A 15,324-nucleotide genomic window follows, 5' to 3' on the forward strand; every position below is an offset into this window, starting at 1 on the left:
GGGCCGCTCCCGGAAGCCGGCCCCAAAGCCGCTCCCACGAGCCCGGCCCCTAGGCCGCTCCCGCAGGCCGATCCGGAAACCGCTCCCCCGAAACAGCCCCGCAGGCCAGCCTCAAAGCCACTCCCACGGCGACCCCGAACCCGCTCCCGGCGGACTGCTCACCGCCTGACGCCCGCTGCCGGAGCTGCTCCCCGCGACCACCCCGCAGTCAGATCGAGACCGCTCCCAACGGGTCTGGCCCTAAGGCCGTACCCAGAAGCCGGTCCCAAAGCGCCTGCCACGGACCGATTCCGCGGGTGCTGTCCAGGTTCGGTTTCGGTGGGGGGTCAGCGCTTGACCTGGCCCTTCTTCAGCCACAGCTGGTCCAGCAGGACATTGCACTTGTCGCCGTCCCCGCAGGACAGCGTGATCGTGTTGGTGCCCTTGTTGAGGGTGGGCCACGCGTAGGTGGTGGTCCAGCCCTTGGCGAAGTCGCCGTCGGCGGCATGGGCGTAGTTCTGCATGCTCAGCTTGCTGCCGAACGCCTTGCCGTTGATGGTGAGCGTCATCGACTGGTCTTCGCCGGCCGTGCTGTAGTGCGCGAACACGGTGTACGTGCCGTCGTCGGGAATGCCGTCGACGGTCCAGGTGACGGAGTTGCCGGGCTGGTTGAGATTGCCCACATAGGTGCCGCCGTCCGCCTGCGCACCCTCGACGTCCGACGCCAGCGCGGCGCTGCCGCCCAGGCGCAGTGCCTTCGCGTCGATCGTCGGCAGCTCGCCCTCGCCGGCCGCCGAGCTGCTACCGGACGGGCTCGGCGAGGTGCTCTCGGACTGTGTCGGGGTCGCGCCACCGGCCTGGTCGCCCTTGTTGTCGTCGTTCGAGTTGCCGTTGAGCATGGCGATGCTGATGCCGATGACGACCGCGGCGACCACCGCGATCGCGCCGATCAGCAGACCCTTGGTGTTCGGGCCGCGACCGCCCCGGCCGCCGCCCCCACCGGCCTGCGGAGGCTGCTGGCCGGCCGGCGGGCCGCCCGGGAAGGTCTCCGGTGCCTGGTAGTGGGCGTTCGGCTGACCGTAGGCGCCCTGCTGCTGGGGCACGGTCTGCTGGCCATAGGGGGCCTGGGCCGGCTGGCCGTACTGGCGCTCCCCCACCGCGCGCACCCTGCTGACCGAGTTCGGGTAGCCGTAGCCACCGGACGGCGGCTGGGCTCCCCTGGCCTGCCCATCGGCGTACAGATAGCCGAACGGGTCGTCGTCCTCGGGCGTGCTCGCGCCGTTGTCGCCGGGCGTCATCCCTAGGTACTCCTCAACAGGTGCGGGCGGATGCGGTACGGATACAGATACGAATATGGAATACAGGTAGTGAAGAGCGAGCCTACCCGCTCTCGCTGGCCCAATCGGGTGGCTCGCTGTGCTTCAGCCCACTGACCTGGGGTTCATCCGGCCCGTCGATGTTGTTTGGGACGAGATCGTTTCTCGACGTACATCCGTTCGTCAGCGGATTTCAACACCTCGTCCGCCGTCATCCCGCAGTGTGCCCAGCCGATGCCGAAGCTGGCGCCCACCCGCACGGCCCGGCCCTCGGCCCGAATCGGCTGGATGATCTCGTTCCGCAGGCGTACGGCCAGGTCCTGGGCGTCGGCCTTGCCGAGGCCGTCGGCGAGGATGACGAACTCGTCGCCGCCGAGGCGGGCCACCGTGTCGCCGTCGCGCACGCCACGGGACAGCCGGCGCGCCACCTCGATCAGGACCGCGTCGCCCGCGTTGTGCCCGAACCGGTCGTTGATCGACTTGAAGCCGTCCAGGTCGCAGAAGAGGACCGCGAGGCCCTTGGTGCCGTCGTCGCGGTCGCCCTCGGGGGCGACGGTGTGCACATGGTGGTCAAAGCCGTCGTAGGAGTCCGTGCCGGAGGCGAAGTCGAAGCCGTGGCCGTTGACGTCGTAGGCGGCGGGATGGCCGTACGCGGCGTCCAGGGAGTCCAGCTCGTCGGCCTGCGCCGGGCGCCGGCACAGGCGGGCCGACAGGCGCGAGCGCAGCTCGGCGGAGTTCGGCAGGCCGGTGAGGGAGTCGTGCGAGGCGCGGTGGGCGAGCTGCAGCTCGCGGCGCTTGCGCTCCTCTATGTCCTCGACGTGCGTGAGCAGGAAGCGCGGGCCGTCGGCGGCGTCGGCGACGACGGAGTTGCGCAGCGACACCCACACGTAGGTGCCGTCCCGGCGGCCGAGGCGCAGCTCCGCGCGGCCGCCCTCGGCGGAGGTGCGCAGCAGCGTGCCGATGTCCTCGGGGTGCACGAGGTCGGAGAAGGAGTAGCGGCGCATCGCGGAGGCCGGGCGGCCCAGGAGGCGGCACAGCGCGTCGTTGGTGCGCAGGATGCGGCCGTGCTGGTCCCCGCCCATCTCGGCGATCGCCATGCCGGAGGGGGCGTACTCGAACGCCTGCCGGAAGCTCTCCTCGCTCGCGCGCAGCGCCTGCTGCTCCCGCTCAAGGCGGACCAGGGCGCGCTGCATGTTGGACCTGAGCCGGGCGTTGCTGATCGCGATGGCGGCCTGGAAGGCGTACATCTGGAGGGCCTCGCGCCCCCATGCGCCCGGGTGTCGGCCGTTGCGCGGCCGGTCCACGGATATCACGCCGAGCAGCTCGCCGGAGCCGCTGCCCTGCACGCCGGGCGCGTACATGGGCGCGAAGAGCCGGTCGGAGGGGTGCCACTCGTCCTCGAAGCGGGGCTCGGGCCCGTCGGTGTACCACTGCGGAACGTCGTCGTCGTCGAGGACCCAGCCCTCGGTGTGCGGTATGAACCGCAGGTCGCCCCAGGCCTCGCCCATGTTCAGCCGGCGCTCCCAGGACTCGCGGGAGCCGACCCGGCCGGTGATGAGGGCCTCGGCGGCGGAGTTCCCGGAGAAGGCGGCCACCACGAGGTCGCCGTCGGGGCGCACGAGGTTGACGCAGGCCATCTCGTATCCGAGGGCGGTGACGGAGCCGTCGGCGACGGTCTGCAACGTGTCCGCCAGGCTGCGTGCCGTGTTCATGTCGGCCATGGCCTGGTGCAGTTGCCGGAGGGACGCAAGACGGACGTAGGGCTCCGACTCCATCTCCATGCTCGCCCTCCCCCCGAGACCTCGCAGCGAATCAAGGGTGCTCTTCGGCGCTTCTCTTCGGTGGTGCCCTTGCAGCTTCCCCGCCACTGAATCACAGCGCGCTGCCCACTCGGTACACAGGGTCAACAATTCATCGGTCTTGTGACTCAAGTCACAGAAGAATATGAACAATTGAGAAGAACATCTGCGTTCTTCGTTCCGTGGACCTAGGACCAGGCTCGGGCGGAGGCCCGATGCGACCCGCTAGGAGCGAAGATTAGCGTTTCCGGCGTGCTGAACACTCCAACTCCGCTGCCCACTCCCGCCACCCCCGCCGTCCCCGGGCATGCTGAGGGGGTGAGCAACGACGAGTTCCGGGCCGCCATGTCCCGGCTGGCCGCGGGCGTGGTCCTGGTGACCGCGCAGGAGCCGCCGCTCGACCCGGACGACCCCGGGGCGCCGGCCGGCGAGGACGCCGGCATGACGGCCACGGCCTTCCTGTCCGTGTCCCTGGAGCCGCCGCTGGTCCTGGTCAGCCTGCGCGAAGGCTCCCGCATGGACGACCTGCTCGCCGAGCAGCCCCTGTGGGGCGTCTCCGTGCTCTCCGAGAGCCAGCGGCACATCGCGGGCCGCTTCGCCATGAAGGGCCGCATCAGCGACCGGCTGCTGTTCGAGGACATCCCCTACGCCCGCGGCGAGGTCTCCCGCGCGCCCCTGGTGCGCGGCGCCCTGGCGACCCTGGAGTGCCGGACCGAACAGCGGGTGGCGGCCGGGGACCACACGCTGGTGATCGGCCGCGTGCTGACCGCGGAGCTGCCCAGCGCGGACGGCAGGCCGCTGCTGTATTTCCAGGGCCGGTACCGGCAGTTGGGGTGACGGCGGACAGGAGGGAGCCGGGCACCCGAACCGCGGGAGCGCCGCGCCGCGGGCCGTGGCGGCGAAATCCCGTGGCCCGCTGATCGGCATCCGGTCTACGGTGCCGGGATGACGCCGCGCCTGGAAGAGATCACGCCGCGCACCGTCGACGCCGCCCTCGGCATCCGGGTCCGGCCCGATCAGGAGCACGCGGTGCGGCCCGTCGCCCACTCCCTCGCCGAGGCCTACGTCCATCCCGCGGACGTCGCCTGGCCGCGGCTGATCGTGGCCGACGACGACCGCCCGGTGGGCTTCGTGATGGCCTTCCTCGGCATCGACTGGCACGGCGACGGGAGCGTGTTCCGCTCCGGCCTGTGGCGGCTGAACATCGCGGCCGGGGAACAGGGCCGGGGGTACGGCCGGTTCGCGATCGAGTTTGTCGCCGCCGAGCTCCGGCGCCGTGGCGACCAGCGCCTCTACGTCACCTGGCAGCCCGGCCCGACCGGCCCGGAGAGGTTCTACCAGCGCCTCGGCTTCCACAGCACCGGCGAATCCAGCGGCGACCAGACGGTCGGGGTACGGGAACTGACGTAGGACCGGGTCCGCCCGACGGGCAGCAGGGGATGGGACACCGGGGCGGTGGCGGAGTCAGGTCCAGTCCCGGCCGGACCTGCCCCGCTTCGTCTGCGAACGCTGTTTCTTCTCCTGCAGCCGCCGCTCGTTGATCCCGCGCGGGATCCGGGTCGGCCTACGGGGCTTCGGCGGCGGCGCGGTCGCCTGCGCGAGCAGGGCCGCGAGGCGCACCGCGGCGGCCTCCCGGTTGCGCCACTGGGACCGGTGCTCGGACGCGCGGACGGCGATGACGCCATCGGTCAGCCGCCCCGCGAGGCGCCGCAACGCCCGGTCCTTCCACACCGGGGGAAGCGCCTCGGTCCGCGCCAGGTCGAAGCGCAACTCCACCTGGGAGTCGCTGGTGTTGACATGCTGTCCGCCGGGCCCCGACGACCGTGAGAAACGCCACATCAGCTCGGCCTCGGGGAGCGAGACGGAGCCGCGGATGACGTAAGGACCGGACATGCGTCCATGGTCGCGTCCCCGCCGCTCCGCGTCACCCGAATTTGCCGAAGGTAAAAAAGGTAAAGGCACGCGGAACCTCTTGGACCCCCCTTGGCGTTCTTCCCGATGACGGTAGCTTCGTCCCCAGTACGAAGCCGTACGTACGCAACGAGGGAAGGGACTCCCAAACCATGGCTGTAAGCCTGTCCAAGGGTGGCAACGTCTCGCTCACCAAGGAGGCTCCGGGCCTGACCGCCGTCACCGTGGGCCTCGCCTGGGACGTCCGCACCACCACCGGCACGGACTTCGACCTGGACGCCTCCGCGATCGCGGTCAATACGCAGGGCAAGGTCTACTCGGACGGTCACTTCATCTTCTTCAACAACAAGCAGACCCCGGACAACACGATCGTCCACACGGGTGACAACCGCACCGGCGAGGGCGAGGGCGACGACGAGGCGATCAACGTCAACCTGGCCGCTCTCCCGGCCGACATCGACAAGATCGTCTTCCCGGTCTCCATCTACGACGCGGAGAACCGCGGCCAGAACTTCGGCCAGGTCCGCAACGCCTACATCCGCATCGTCAACCAGGCCGGCGGCGCCGAGATCGCCCGCTACGACCTCTCCGAGGACGCCGCCACCGAGACGGCCATGGTCTTCGGCGAGCTGTACCGCAACGGCGCCGAGTGGAAGTTCCGCGCGGTCGGCCAGGGCTATGCGTCCGGGCTGGTCGGCATCGCCCAGGACTTCGGCGTCAGCGTCTGACCCGCACCTTGCGCGGTCGGGTCCCGGACCAGGGGTGCACCCTGCTCCGGGCCCGGCCGCGCGTCAGCCCCGGGCCACCTGAAACCAGCCCCGGCCCGGGCCCGGCAAGAGACACACCGCCCGGTACGCCTCCCACCGCGACTTCCACGCCCTCAGCGGCGCCTTTCCGGACCCGGGCAACGTGCGGCCGGAACAGGTGGCGGCGGCCTTGGCCGGCGAACTGACGCATCCGGACGCGGAGGTGCTGCCGCGCGCGGCGAACAGCGGCGGCTGGTCGGCGTCGCGGCCACCCTCGCCCGGCACCCTGATCCGGACGATCCGGACCCGTGGATCGGGCCGCTGATGGTGGACACCCGGGTGCAGGGCCGGGGGTACGGACGGCGGTTCGCCGCACTGGCCGAGGAACGCTTCCGCACGGCGGGACGCACCGCGGTCCGGCTCGCCGTCCCCGACAACACCCCCAAGGGCCTCGCCTTCTGGACCGCGCTGGGGTACGAGGTGATCGACCGCCGGCCGGACCGCGCACACGGCCGACCCTGCACGGTCATGCGCAAGGCGCTGCGCGCGCTCTGACCGACCACGCCCTGCCCCCGTCCCCGCCACCGGTGCACCCCGGTCGGCGACGCGGGTGACCAGGAGGGCGTCATGGACGCCCCGGCAGTGCCGGTCTCGCGCCAGGACGGCCGTACGCCGATCTCCTTGCCGTACGCGAATCCGCGTTCCGTCGGCCTCGGGACCGTGACCCGAATTGGCGAGGATCCTTGACGGGGTCGGCGCCCCCCTCGAACCCGGGGCGGCGTGGTGGGTCGCCCCCCCGCCGAACGCCGGGTGAACCACGTTCAGGGCAGGGGTGTGAGCGCGTCCTCCAGCGCCGCCCGCGCGCCACGCAGGGCGAGACGGAGCTGGTCCGGTGTGCGGCGGACCTGCGCCAGCAGGAGGCCGCCCTGAATCGCGGCCATGGTCAGGTCGGCCAGCTCCGTCACATCTGCGTCTGGGCACAGCTCGCCGGACTCCTGCATCCGCTGCAGGCCCGCGATGAGGGGGGCCTCCCAGCGCGCGAAGGCGTCCACGAACGCCTGGCGGGCGAGGTCGTCCCGGCCGCTGAGCTGGCTGGCCAACGAGCCGATCGCGCAGCCGCCCACCGCGTCCTGCCGCGTTCCGTTGGCCACGATTGCGTCGAACCAGCGGTCGATGCCGGCCAGCGAGTCGACCTTCAGGAGCAGCGGTTCCTGCGCGGCCAGCACCGTGTCCACGGTGGAATGCACGACAGAGCGGATGAGGTCGTCGCGGTCGTCGAAGTAGTGGTAGAGCTGGCTGCGACCGGCCCCCGCGGCGCGTTCGACATCGTCCAGCGTCACCGCCGCGACACCACGCCGCTGGATGAGGTCCGCTGCCGCATCAAGGATGCGTTTCCGGGTCGCGCGACCCCGTGCGGTGGTCGGTGTGTGCCCCATGGAGCCTCCTCCCTGTTTTGTACTTCACAGTACAGAGATTCTGTACTTGCTGATACAGTCTGCCGCAAGTCTTCTGTACTAAGCGATACAGTCCGCGATGGTGAGGTGGAAGGAGAACCGTGTCCGTCATCCCACCCGTCCAGCCCTCCGTGCTGGACACCACGCTCATCGGCCACACCCCTGAGTCGGCGTTCACCGACACGATCGCGGTCGCGCAGCACGCCGAACGTCTCGGCTACGTCCGCTACCGGATGGCCGAGCACCACGACGCACCCGGCGTCGGCAGCTCGGCGCCCGCGATCACGGTCGGTGCCATCGCCGCAGCGACCTCACGGATCCGTGTCGGAGCCGGTGGGGACATGCTGCCCAACCACGTTCCGCTCGTCGCGGCGCAGTAGGAGCACACCGTGAGGTAGCAGCCCATCCACACCGTCGCCACCGCACTCGTCGCGGACCGCGAAGCCCTACTCGTGGCCTGGAGAGCGGACGTGGAAACCTTCGCCGAGCCGGCAGGACAGAGCGCGTCCTTCCAGTCCGCCCCCGGATGGCGGGCACCGACAACGGGCCGCCCGGTACGCCGGTGCGCTCACCCGCGCCGGGCAGCGCCGCGGCCTCGCAACCCCAGCTGCCGACGGTGCTCGGCCAGGAACGTTCCATCCCGTCCGGAGCCGGCCCGCCACCATCGGCACGCGCCCAACGGTCCTGTGCGGGCCACCGGACGCCCCGTCCTCTCCAGGACCCCCTCCATCGCATGACCGACATGACCGAAAGGAAGACCATGTCCCCTTACCGACCCACCGGGCTGCGGCGGCGCGCCGCCACGCTCGGCCTCGCTGCCCTGCTCGCCGCAGTCGCCGCGGCTCCCGCGGCCTCCGCGACCCCGGCCCCCACCGCGGTCCTGGCCACCTCCCCGACACACCCCGACCACGCCGTCGGCACCCGTCTGGGCGACGTGCGCGTCCTCGCCCACTTCGATCGAGCCGCGGGCCAGGTCGCCGAGAGCATCGCCTTGGAGCCCGGCGGCGGCGTGGTCATCGGCATGATCCACGCCCGCCAGGTGGTGCGGGTCGCGCAGGACGGAGCCGTCCAGGTACTCGCCACCATGCCGCTACCTCCGGGCGGCGGCACCACCACCCCGGTAGTCGGGACCCCCGGGGTCACCGGGGTCGCCCGGTCGGACAGCGGCGTCGTGTACTTCCTCTACTCCTCCGGGCAGGGCGGGCTGACCGGGATCTGGCAGGTCCGTCGCTCCGGTGAGCCCCGGCTCGTCGTACCGCTGCCCGCCGACAGCTTCCCGAACGCACTGGTCATCGACGGCAAGCGGGACCGCTTCCTCGTCACCGACTCCACCGGCGGGCGCATCTGGCAGGCCCCGCTGCGCGGCGGCGAGGCCTCCGTGTGGTCGGCGGACCCGGCCCTGGCGCCGAACGGCTTCTTCGGCGCCAACGGCATGAAGATCCACGACGGCGCCGTGTGGGCCGGCAACTCCGACCAGGGCACCATCGTCCGTATCCCGGTGACCAAGGACGGCGGTTCCGGCCGCGCCACGGTCCGGGCCACGCAGCTGGAGGGCATCGACGACTTCGACTTCACCGGCCGGGGCACCGAGATCCTCGCCGCGATCAACCAGGCCAGCAAGCTCGTGCGGGTGAGCACCAACGGCGCCCAGGAGACCCTGCTGAACGCCGAAGGCGGCATGCAGGGCACCACGGCCGTCGCCGTACAAGGAAATCGAGCCTATGTGACAAACGGCGCAAACCTGGCCGGAAACGACCCGACGTTGATGCTCGCCAAGCTGCGCCGACGTTGACACGTCCCTGCGGGAAGGGCCACCCCGAGCGGTGGTCCATCCCGCGGCACCGCACGTGGGCCACCAGCGCGGACCACGCCGCAGTCAGCATCGACCCACGAGCCTGCCTTGGCCCGCCCTGACGGCCGCGTCCTCACCATCGAACACCGCGCCCTGCGCAAGTGGTTGCTGCCCGGCGGTTAGGCCGAGCATTTGAGACTGTCTCACCCTCCCTTCGCGGAGGGTTCCTTTGTGTCCGGAGAGCGGTTGGGTTCGGGATTCCTCACTTGTCTCAAGGAGCCCTGTGGACTACTTCTTTGCCTCCCGCGACAAGGTCCGCCGCTTCGGTACGGCACTCGACGACATCGACCTTGACGGCCTGCGATACGTGACCCGCGAGCGAGCGCTCAAGGACGGCACGCCGTTCTTCCTCGGCTCGGACATGCGGCCCTTGGAGCCTCACTGCTCCTTCTTCTTCGACCTGGCCAAGACGCTCAAGGCGAAGTCGTTGCAGGACTACACCTACAACTTCCTTGACTACAGCGACTTCTTGGAGAGCCTCGACCCGCCGAGCGACGTGTTGTCCGCGACGGAGGACGATCTGCTCGCCTACCGGGAGCACTGCACCGAGCACCGGAACGAGCCCATGTCGCCGGCCACCTGGAAGCGCCGACGTGTGACGATCCGTAACTTCTACGACTGGGCCGTCGACGAGGCCAAGTTGCTGGCCAGACGACCGTATTACCGGCGGCCCAATGGTCGGGACGTACTGAGCTGGGGCGCCACCGCGGCACTCGACGTGCGGCACCTCACGTACGAGCAGTGGCGCTTCCTGGACCAGGTCGGACTTCGCGGACTGCTCCCGAATGGCACGGCCGACCCGTCGTTCCGGTCCGCGCACACGCTCCGCGACAGCGCAGCCGGCAGTCTCTCCATCACCACCGGCCTGCGGCTGCGTGAGTTCCGGGCCCTGCTCGACATCGAGGTCGGCCCACCGTGACGCGACGGTACCGCGAAGGAAGTGGAACTCCAGGCCATCGCCAAGTTCGGTCTGCCGCGGACCATCGAGATCCAGGATGCGACGCTGCGGGAGATCGACTGGTACCGGCGGACCGAGCGCGCCGCCACGGTACGCAGGGCATCGAGGAACCTGTGGCGTCGCCGCGAGGAGTTCTTCGTCGTCGACGACGTCAACACGCGCCAGATGAAACTGCGCGGCGTCGAGCACGGAAGGCGCCGGACCTGGAGCGTCAAGGCGATGGACGCGGAGCTGCGGCAGCGGACCATGATTGAGGGCGAGCACGGGCTGGAGCCGATGGCCCTGTTCGTCGGCCGCCACGGACGGATGCTCACCAGCCAGAGGTGGGAGCAGATATTCCTCGACGCGCACGCGCGCACGCTGCGGATCATCAAGGAGCACGATCTTGGACTGGAGATGTCGCACCAGGTCCGGATTCACGATCTTCGGCACACGTTCGCGGTCTACATGCTGGAACTGCTCACCGAGCTGCTACGCAAGCAGGACGCGGAGGAGTACGCCCGCTCAGGCCGAGTACCGGCCTATGCAACCGATCACCAGTCCCGCAACCCCTTCCTGACCGTCATGCGGCTGCTAGGGTCTTTCGTTTGGATCAGGCCGGATCAGGGAGCGGGGTCTGGTGCCGTGGATCGCAAGGCGGAGGAGGGCGGCAGGGCGGAGCCCTGACAACCGACGACAACGCCGCGAGGCGCGGTGCCAGGGCCCGCGAGCCCGGCATGATCCAAACGAGAGGCCCTAGGGCACCGCCGCCCAGAATCGACGATGCGGTACCTGACGTACAAGAAGAAGTCCAACCTGCTGGTCGCGCAGGCCATCAAGGAGTGGAACGACCAAGACAGCACGTACGCGGAACTCGCGTCGCGGCACGGGGGACGGTAGAACAGCTGATGCCCCGCCGAGGAGAACGCCGCGGTACCTCCGGTGCTCGACGGTCCTGTCCCGCCGAGCCCGCTCCGGACCGGATCGGGATACGCGAGATCGTCTTCCGTCAACGCGACCGCCCGTCCACGCGCGACTCGACCCGTCCGAGTTCGCCTGTTCCGCCCTGGCCGGACAGCTCGCGGATCTGTGGATCGACTATCACCGCAAGAACGCACTCAAGACGGTTCACGGCTACCCGACCGCCATCCGCTCGTTCGCGAAGTTCCTCGATGTCCATCTGCCGGCCCACGGCATCGGTCCGGCGCAGGCCCGGCTGGAGGACGAGCAGATCGACCTACCGGCCTTGATCCACGCCTGGGGACGGCACCTTCTGAAGCAATACCCCGAGCATTCCCGGCGCCCCTGGGGCTTGGAGCGCGCGCTGCTCGCCCTGCTCAGCCACGGAGCCGAACGCGACCTGGACGTGCCCGAACGGGTACGGCGCCGAGCGGCAGCGCCTCCGGGCGTGCGCAAGGCCACCGGCCAGGTCCTGGACGAGTTCAGCAACGCCGAACGGGTGGCTATGCGTAAGGCCGCGCAGAACGACGTACGCGCATTGGAAAGGCGGCTAGCCCAAGGGCGTGAGCTCCTGGAAGCCGGACAGGACCCGCGCGAGCACGGCTGGCTGGAACTGTCGAATCTGATCTGGGCCACCCGACACGGTCTGGTGGACGGCCGGGCACTGGCGGACAACCTTCCCCTGAGTCGCAACTGGCCTCCTGAAATCCGCGAGTTCGCCCAAAAAACTGGCATCTGGCCCGGCATCGGCTTGATGGGCTGCCTGCATCACGTGCTGTTCCCTCGGGAGATCGACCTCCACCCGTTCCGGGTTCTGCTTCTGCTCGAGATGACCGACTGCACCTCCGAGGAACTGCACGCTCTCCAAGTGCCGGACCTGGAGTTCAGTGCCGAGGGAGTGGAACGCCCAGGGCAAGCTCGACGCGCTCGCCACCGTGACGGCGAACCTCTTACTACGAAAACCTCGAGCTGAAGAAGAAGACGTCCGTCCAGCGCCGCATCGCCGTCCTGCCTGCGTCTGGCCCCTGGCTGGAGTAACTCCGCAGGGGGACGTCCACTGAGCCGAAGCACATCCCCCAGTGGAATGCCGAGAGGCCGGGCTCTGGGGAGAGCACGGCCTCTCGGGTGGTGACGTGGCGCCTACCAGTAGGTGCGCGTGATCTTGTCAGGAAGTCGTCCCTGCCGCTCCCCTTCCTGGAAGATCGCCGATGCCGCGATCAGGAAAGCACGGCGGAGCTTCGGGTCCGGGTCTGGATTTTCCACATTCCCGACGTTTTTGTCGAGGAGCATGTCACCGAGGGCTGTTCCCTCGAGCGTGCAGGGGCGGGCGACTGATCCCTCCGGGTTGATCAGGATGTTCCCGGTGACACCTTCTGCAGTTTCCCAGGCGTAGACGAATCCCGCTTCGAGAGATCGGATCTTCCTGCACGTCAGTGATGCTGTCACGGGGATTCCCACCAGTTCGCTCGCGCCAGGGATTTGATCACCTGAACCCTATACCGTCCGCCGCAGGCGCATGTTCGTCCCAGGTGTGGCCGGCGTCCAGGGTCGCCTGATGGGCGCGGCGATAGTTCTGGTCGCCGTGCTGACGCATCCAGTTCGACTCGTACAGTTCATGCGCGAGCAGATCGAAATCGCTGGGATGCGGATTTCCGTTCTGGAAGCGTTCCCAGGCCCTGGCGATACGCGGATTGGCGTCGAATCGCAGCATTCCCGCGTCGAGCTGATGCGATTCGACGAACAGGTGGTTGTAGATCTGATTGATGTCGGCCGCAGAATAGCCGTGCGACGCCGCGGTCTGCGCCACCCGGCCGAGCTGTGCGTCAGCGCGGATCGCGTCATAGGCGTGGTCCGCCCATTCCAGCTCGAAGTCCATCTCGCTGCGCGGCCGCCGGAAGGACGAACCGCCGGACTGCAGCTCCCGCTCCGTGGCCACCGCGGTCCGCCGCCACCCGGTCGGCCCGCCGACCCCGGTGAGGACCAGCTGCTGGGCGAGTTCGTCGACGGTCTCTGCGTACAGGTCGGCGAGCGCGTCGCAGCCCTGCTCTCCGTACAGGCGATACAACGGCCAGGCGCCGGCGAAGCATCAGGTCGTTCGGAAAGGACGACACCAGCCCGCGCAGGCGCTGGCGCGACGAGGACTCGGCCGGCAGCGTTTCCTGTCGAAGGGGGTCTCGCTTATGGCTCAGATGCGCATACCGGACCTTTCTGCGATCCGGGTGAGCCGTTCATTGCTCCTCTTGTGCTTGGAGATCAGAACGCGGGTGAGTTCCAATGATGTTGGGTGAACGGCTGCCATCTCGGGAGCGATTCCCCAAGCCTTCTCCAGGCTTTCCAAGGTCCCATCCTGGTCACCGAGTGCGAGCTGGGAGCGGCCAAGGTTCATGTACAGAGGTCCGACACGGGTTGCCGGAAGAGACATACCGCCCCTGATCAGGTCGTCCGCCGTATCCAGCGCTCGGCGGTGCTGATCCATATCCGATGCGGTGGAGATCACATGTGTGGCCGTATTTTCAGGGCCGAAATGGATTCCGTGCTCGGCGATGTCTTCCGGGAATCCTTCGGCCGCACGCCATGCCGCTTCGATATGCCGGTCAGTCGTTTGCTTGTCTTTCAGGCGCCCGGCGAGGGTCAGGCCTCGCAGGTGGAGAATGCCGAGACCGTAGGCGCGGTCCCGTCCGGTGAGCATCGACTCTGCCTGAACGACGGCCCGGTCAATGATGGCCAGTCCACCAGCAAAGTCGCCGGCGTTCAGGAACGTACCCGCGTCGTCCCGCGCTGCGACGATTGCCGCAATCGGGTCCGCCCTCTCGGCTGCCATGCGCTGTTTTAGCGTCGCCAATTCGGCAAGATGCATCCACCTGTGGCGAGCGGCCAGCCAATAAATGACGCTGTATACGTCCGCGACCAAGCCCCATGCTTTCGGTTCGCCCGTCAGATGGGCATGGTTGGTAACTCTCGTGAGGGTTCCAGGAAGCCTACGGAGAACCTTGGAAAGCTCCGTATTCCATCGGAGTTTGTTCAGCTCGTCGGCTTCCTGCTGAAGCCTCTCGGGATGCTCCGGGGGCTCACCTGGAACATCGAATCGCCGAAGAGCCCAGTTGAGTTCATTCAGGTTCGCTTCCGGGGCGCTGCCCAGCAATTCATCAAGGGTGAGGTTCATTGCGCGAGCAAGGGCGGCGCCCACGCCCTGGGTAAGTGCCCGGTCCCCTACCTCGATCTTGCTGAGAAGGGATACCGACATGCTCCCCCTACGGGCCAGGGCAACCTGACTCAGCCCGAGTTCCTTCCGGCGCGCAGCGACGTTGGCGCCTGGTCCGGGTACCTGCGTAGCGCTCATACCTTGCGTCTTCCCCGCTCGGTGACGTCCTCACGTCCCATGGTCCCAAACGCACGTGCAACCCGTCGGCGTCTGTGCAAGAAGTGTGCAAGTCGGCGGGGCTGATGGGGCGTTGACTCATGACAACGGAAGACCCCCGCGACGGGCGAACGTCCGGGGGCTTGGTCACCAACCATCAAGGGGTTGACGACAGTGCCCAAAGCTACAACCAGACTCCCGCGAAGTCCCGAGCGGGCCGGAGGGGGCAACGACGCGCGGCAGATGGAATACACGACGTACGCCCCGCCGGGTGAAACGTGTCCGTCATGCGGTAATCCGATCAAGAGCCTTGAGGCGTGCCGCCGGGGGATGCTGGCCCGCCCTGACGCTTCTCCGCTGGTGGCGTACTGGCACACGTACTGCGCCCCGAAGGCGGAGCGGTGACCTCCGTGGAACAGCGCAAGACCCGTCCGCCTCACAGGTGGTCCGCTTTCAACTCGACGCCCCCGACCCCATGACCGACTCCGGTCGCTCACGCCCCAGGGAGCGACCGGAGCCCCCTACGCCCGCCGGTCCCCCGCTCCCGGCTCTCCCCCGCGGGGGCCGAAGGGCCGGCCCGGCACACCCGACCCCGGGATGCCCTGCGGTGTGCCGGGCCGTCACTCTCGTCTCGACACAGGAAGGTTCTCGATCGTGTTGCCTCCGGCACCGCCAGGTGTGGTCCCGTACATCGCCGGATGGAGTGAGGAAAGGCTCCTGTCGTGTCCGGTCACCCGCCGCCGCGTGGTCCCGGGGATCGGGTACGTGGATGAGACGCCGTACGACCGGGACAGCTTCGATGTGCTCTGGGCCCGGTACGCCCTCCGGCCGAAGCGGCGCCGGGGCAGCCCACAGCTCCGGAACGTCCACCCCTACCGGCAGCGTCGGGCGATGCTGAACATGATGTGCCAGGTCTGCTCCCGTATGCCGCCGGACCCGCACGGCCCGCATCTGTTTCTCCTGCGGGACTCCTGTGGTGCGGTCCGGGAGGGGGAGCGGACGACGAGTCCGC

General features: G+C 69.0%; 16 protein-coding genes and 2 pseudogenes. 10 read left to right on the forward strand and 8 right to left on the reverse strand.

Annotation, left to right across the window (positions count from 1 at the left end; genetic code table 11):
• Positions 1-326 precede the first annotated feature (326 nt).
• Together CTZ28_RS25540 and cdgB are read right to left on the reverse strand one after the other, a co-directional pair.
• The gene (locus CTZ28_RS25540; RefSeq protein ID WP_121892027.1) at positions 327-1,277 is read right to left on the reverse strand and encodes a carbohydrate-binding protein; all 951 of its coding nucleotides are present in this window, start codon (positions 1,275-1,277) and stop codon (positions 327-329) included.
• A 143-nt stretch (positions 1,278-1,420) separates the two neighbouring features.
• Positions 1,421-3,076, reverse strand: coding sequence for a diguanylate cyclase CdgB (gene cdgB / locus CTZ28_RS25545; RefSeq protein WP_121892028.1), 1,656 nt, complete (start codon positions 3,074-3,076; stop codon positions 1,421-1,423).
• Between the two features lie 336 nt (positions 3,077-3,412).
• Between cdgB and CTZ28_RS25550 the strand changes: the two genes are divergently transcribed.
• Entirely contained in the window at positions 3,413-3,931 is a 519-nt protein-coding gene (locus CTZ28_RS25550; protein ID WP_183154580.1) for a flavin reductase family protein, read from the forward strand.
• Positions 3,932-4,039: 108 nt separating this feature from the next.
• A complete protein-coding gene (locus CTZ28_RS25555) occupies positions 4,040-4,504 on the forward strand; it encodes a GNAT family N-acetyltransferase (protein WP_121892029.1) in 465 nt (154 codons plus the stop codon).
• A gap of 54 nt (positions 4,505-4,558) precedes the next feature.
• Here the strand turns inward: CTZ28_RS25555 and arfB are convergent, their stop codons facing one another.
• On the reverse strand, positions 4,559-4,987 hold the full coding sequence (gene arfB / locus CTZ28_RS25560) for an alternative ribosome rescue aminoacyl-tRNA hydrolase ArfB (protein WP_121892030.1): 429 nt from the start codon (positions 4,985-4,987) through the stop codon (positions 4,559-4,561).
• Positions 4,988-5,157: 170 nt separating this feature from the next.
• Between arfB and CTZ28_RS25565 the strand changes: the two genes are divergently transcribed.
• Positions 5,158-5,733 carry a TerD family protein gene (locus CTZ28_RS25565; RefSeq protein ID WP_121892031.1) on the forward strand — a complete coding sequence of 192 codons (576 nt, stop codon included), beginning with the start codon at positions 5,158-5,160 and terminating at the stop codon, positions 5,731-5,733.
• Positions 5,734-6,003: 270 nt separating this feature from the next.
• A complete protein-coding gene (locus CTZ28_RS25570) occupies positions 6,004-6,306 on the forward strand; it encodes a GNAT family N-acetyltransferase (RefSeq protein WP_259471801.1) in 303 nt (100 codons plus the stop codon).
• Between the two features lie 266 nt (positions 6,307-6,572).
• Here the strand turns inward: CTZ28_RS25570 and CTZ28_RS25575 are convergent, their stop codons facing one another.
• A complete protein-coding gene (locus CTZ28_RS25575; protein WP_121892032.1) occupies positions 6,573-7,187 on the reverse strand; it encodes a TetR/AcrR family transcriptional regulator in 615 nt (204 codons plus the stop codon).
• Between the two features lie 119 nt (positions 7,188-7,306).
• Between CTZ28_RS25575 and CTZ28_RS25580 the strand changes: the two genes are divergently transcribed.
• The 5 genes from CTZ28_RS25580 (at position 7,307) to CTZ28_RS46640 (ending at position 11,927) form a co-directional block, all read left to right on the forward strand.
• A complete protein-coding gene (locus CTZ28_RS25580; protein ID WP_121892033.1) occupies positions 7,307-7,585 on the forward strand; it encodes an LLM class flavin-dependent oxidoreductase in 279 nt (92 codons plus the stop codon).
• A 380-nt stretch (positions 7,586-7,965) separates the two neighbouring features.
• Positions 7,966-8,997, forward strand: a complete 1,032-nt coding sequence (locus CTZ28_RS25585; RefSeq protein ID WP_147481199.1) for an SMP-30/gluconolactonase/LRE family protein — start codon at positions 7,966-7,968, stop codon at positions 8,995-8,997.
• Between the two features lie 283 nt (positions 8,998-9,280).
• Positions 9,281-9,976, forward strand: coding sequence for a site-specific integrase (locus CTZ28_RS25595; protein ID WP_121892035.1), 696 nt, complete (start codon positions 9,281-9,283; stop codon positions 9,974-9,976).
• Between the two features lie 21 nt (positions 9,977-9,997).
• A complete protein-coding gene (locus CTZ28_RS47195; RefSeq protein WP_183154577.1) occupies positions 9,998-10,681 on the forward strand; it encodes a site-specific integrase in 684 nt (227 codons plus the stop codon).
• Positions 10,682-11,240: 559 nt separating this feature from the next.
• A complete protein-coding gene (locus CTZ28_RS46640) occupies positions 11,241-11,927 on the forward strand; it encodes a hypothetical protein (RefSeq protein WP_147481200.1) in 687 nt (228 codons plus the stop codon).
• Positions 11,928-12,094: 167 nt separating this feature from the next.
• Here the strand turns inward: CTZ28_RS46640 and CTZ28_RS46645 are convergent, their stop codons facing one another.
• The 4 genes and pseudogenes from CTZ28_RS46645 to CTZ28_RS25615 form a co-directional block, all read right to left on the reverse strand.
• Complete coding sequence (locus CTZ28_RS46645; protein ID WP_147481201.1) at positions 12,095-12,400, reverse strand: hypothetical protein; 306 nt, start codon at positions 12,398-12,400, stop codon at positions 12,095-12,097.
• 37 nt (positions 12,401-12,437) lie between these two features.
• A complete protein-coding gene (locus tag CTZ28_RS25610; protein ID WP_259471799.1) occupies positions 12,438-13,019 on the reverse strand; it encodes a hypothetical protein in 582 nt (193 codons plus the stop codon).
• A pseudogene (locus tag CTZ28_RS49645) lies at positions 12,999-13,089 on the reverse strand (DUF6584 family protein); the annotation flags it as partial. The gene CTZ28_RS25610 and the pseudogene CTZ28_RS49645, both read right to left, overlap by 21 nt.
• Before the next feature lie 50 nt (positions 13,090-13,139).
• Positions 13,140-14,294, reverse strand: a complete 1,155-nt coding sequence (locus CTZ28_RS25615) for a helix-turn-helix domain-containing protein (protein ID WP_121892037.1) — start codon at positions 14,292-14,294, stop codon at positions 13,140-13,142.
• A gap of 783 nt (positions 14,295-15,077) precedes the next feature.
• On the opposite strand from CTZ28_RS25615, the pseudogene CTZ28_RS47765 reads away from it, so the two are divergent.
• Positions 15,078-15,324 (forward strand): annotated as a pseudogene (locus CTZ28_RS47765) (hypothetical protein); the annotation flags it as partial.

The organism is Streptomyces shenzhenensis (assembly GCF_003688995.1).
Classification (GTDB): Bacteria; Actinomycetota; Actinomycetes; order Streptomycetales; family Streptomycetaceae; genus Streptomyces; species Streptomyces shenzhenensis_A.